Source organism: Microbulbifer sp. (assembly GCF_036563125.1).
Classification (GTDB): domain Bacteria; phylum Pseudomonadota; class Gammaproteobacteria; order Pseudomonadales; family Cellvibrionaceae; genus Microbulbifer.
Map to the genome: position 1 here is coordinate 1 of NZ_DATCMV010000085.1, position 2,275 is coordinate 2,275.

Annotated in this window: 4 protein-coding genes; 1 reads left to right on the plus strand and 3 read right to left on the minus strand. The window is 57.8% G+C overall.

The window, feature by feature from the left end:
• Window positions 1–266 (minus strand): SulP family inorganic anion transporter (locus VIL80_RS06800; RefSeq protein ID WP_332035367.1); only part of this gene is annotated, 266 nt, incomplete at its 3' end.
• Window positions 267–340: 74 nt separating this feature from the next.
• On the minus strand, window positions 341–1,015 hold the full coding sequence (locus VIL80_RS06805) for a carbonic anhydrase (protein WP_318953889.1): 675 nt from the start codon (window positions 1,013–1,015) through the stop codon (window positions 341–343).
• A 125-nt stretch (window positions 1,016–1,140) separates the two neighbouring features.
• Between VIL80_RS06805 and VIL80_RS06810 the strand changes: the two genes are divergently transcribed.
• Window positions 1,141–2,082 carry a hydrogen peroxide-inducible genes activator gene (locus VIL80_RS06810; RefSeq protein ID WP_332035368.1) on the plus strand — a complete coding sequence of 314 codons (942 nt, stop codon included), beginning with the start codon at window positions 1,141–1,143 and terminating at the stop codon, window positions 2,080–2,082.
• A gap of 9 nt (window positions 2,083–2,091) precedes the next feature.
• Here the strand turns inward: VIL80_RS06810 and miaE are convergent.
• Window positions 2,092–2,275, minus strand: a 184-nt coding sequence (gene miaE / locus VIL80_RS06815) for a tRNA isopentenyl-2-thiomethyl-A-37 hydroxylase MiaE (protein ID WP_332035369.1), incomplete at its 5' end; no start/stop codon positions are given.

Consider the following 2,275-nt stretch of genomic DNA (forward strand, 5'->3'; position numbering starts at 1 on the left):
GCGGTAAAAATCAGGGAGGCATCGCCGGAAAGGCTGGCAAACAGACCTGCCAGCACCACCACCATCGGGCCGGTCGGCCCGGAAATCTGCGGGCCGGTGCCGCCAAACAGCGCAGCAAAAAAGCCCACGGCGATAGCGCCATAAATACCGGCCATGGGACCGAGTCCCGAGGCCACACCCAGCGCCAGCGCCAGAGGAAGCGCGACGACGCCGGCGGTGATACCGCCGGTGATGTCGCCGCGCACGTTGGATAAATCGAACTTCATAACCGCTCAACCTCTATTGAACTACTCGGCATCCATGCCAGCCCCACCGCGTGGGGGGCTGGGCTTCAGGTCGATCAGGCGCTACACGCACCGCCAGTAACCACTTCCGGCAGTTCACCCATCAAGGCGCGGTAGCGCTCTTCCATCGGTTTGAACTCACGGGATTCTTCGTCAAAACACAGCACTTCACCGCTGCCAATGTTGTAAACCCAACCGTGCAGGGTGATGCCACCATTGGCGATACCGCTCGCCACAGAGGGATGGGTGCGCAGGTGCTGCATCTGCTGGATAACGTTTTCGAAGGTCACTTCATCCAGGTGATCGGTGCATAGGGAACCATGGCGTCCACGCACAACTTCGGTAGCGGAACGGCAGTGACCGAGCCACTCCTTAACATGCGGCAGGCCATCGAGCTTTTCCGGTGCAATCGCGCCCTTCATGGCACCGCAATCGGTATGTCCGCACACCACGATATGGGAAACACCCAGTGCTGCCACGGCGAATTCGATGGAAGCGGTCATACCACCGGTCTGACTACTGTGGGGAGGCACCACATTGCCGGCGTTACGGCAGATGAACAATTCGCCCGGTTCGGTCTGGGTAACCAGGTTCGGGTCGATACGGGAGTCCGCACAAGTGATAAACAGCACTTCAGGGCTCTGGCCGCCTGCCAGCTCAGAAAAACGCTCTTGCTTAGACGGAAAAACTTCTTTCTGAAATTTCGCTACACCGGAAATTACGTGCTCCATGAGAACTCCTTAGCTGAATTACAAGACTGGGCAATCAGGTTCGAATCCATTATTTTGTGATAGTTCAATAAGTTGAAATACCATTTGCTGATAACCATACGTTATCAATAGCCGTCGGACACCCTATGCCCACCAACGCAAACCCTCCGAGCTTCAAACAGCTGGAATACTTTGTGACCATCGCGTCCCATTCGAATTTTCGCCGTGCGGCCGAAGAATTACGGGTCAGCCAGCCCGCGCTCACCACCCAGATCCAGGCTCTGGAAGCCACACTCGGCATCCCCCTGTTCGAGCGCTCTCGCGCCGGCACCCTGCTGACACCGGAGGGTCGCGAGCTTCTGGAACAGGCGCGCCAATTGATCCTGGGTATGCGGGAATTCACCAATTACGCCGAATTGATCGCGCAGGGGCACCAGAGCACCTACAAACTCGGTGTCCCCCCAACCCTGGGCCCGTATCTGCTCCCAAACGTGCTTCCCGCCCTGCACTCCCGCTACCACAAACTGAAACTCTATGTGCGCGAAGGGCCACCCAGACAGCTCCTCCAGGGACTCACCGACGGCACCTTTGACATCGCGATCGTGCCACTGCCGGTGAATCGCGACGACATTGCCGTGGAACCCCTGTTTACCGAACCGCTTAAATTCGTCGTGCCGGCAGACCACCGCCTTGCAGGCAAATCACAGGTAATGCCCTCACAACTACGGGGCGAAAAGGTACTCACACTCGAAGAACACCATCACTTCCACCATCAGGTACAGGAGATTTGTCAGGGCCTGGGGGCACATTTACAGCGGGATTACGAGGGCACCAGCCTGGACACACTGCGTCAGATGGTGGTTATGGGATTGGGCGTGGCGTTTCTACCGGGACTGTATGTGCACTCGGAAATGCACAACCCGGAAGCGCTGCATGTAAGCGAAATCAAGTCGAAACCGATTCGTCGCCAGCACGGCCTGGTGTGGCGGGCCAGCGCGCCAGCGCGAAGGTTTTACCGCGGTCTGGCCGCGGATTTGCGGGAGATCGTTCAGGAGAGGCTGGGCGACGTGGTGACTGTCGACAGCTGAGCACCCGCCTCAAGCGAGACTGGGGACACCACTGTGGAAACGGAAATCCTGGTCCGCAGACTCGATCAGGTTTTTCTCGATCTCGAGCAGCTGCTGCACCCGAGGCTCAATGTCCTCGTCGGCAACCTTCTGGGCAAGGGTCAAATAATCGCGAAAATGACGCGCTTCCGACTTGAGCAGTGATAGATAAAAC

Bases quoted from the DNA above. Each gene is read 5' to 3' on its own strand.
- VIL80_RS06805 (WP_318953889.1), bottom strand. From the start codon at position 1,015: ATGGAGCACGTAATTTCCGGTGTAGCGAAATTTCAGAAAGAAGTTTTT.
- VIL80_RS06810 (WP_332035368.1), top strand. From the start codon at position 1,141: ATGCCCACCAACGCAAACCCTCCGAGCTTCAAACAGCTGGAATACTTT.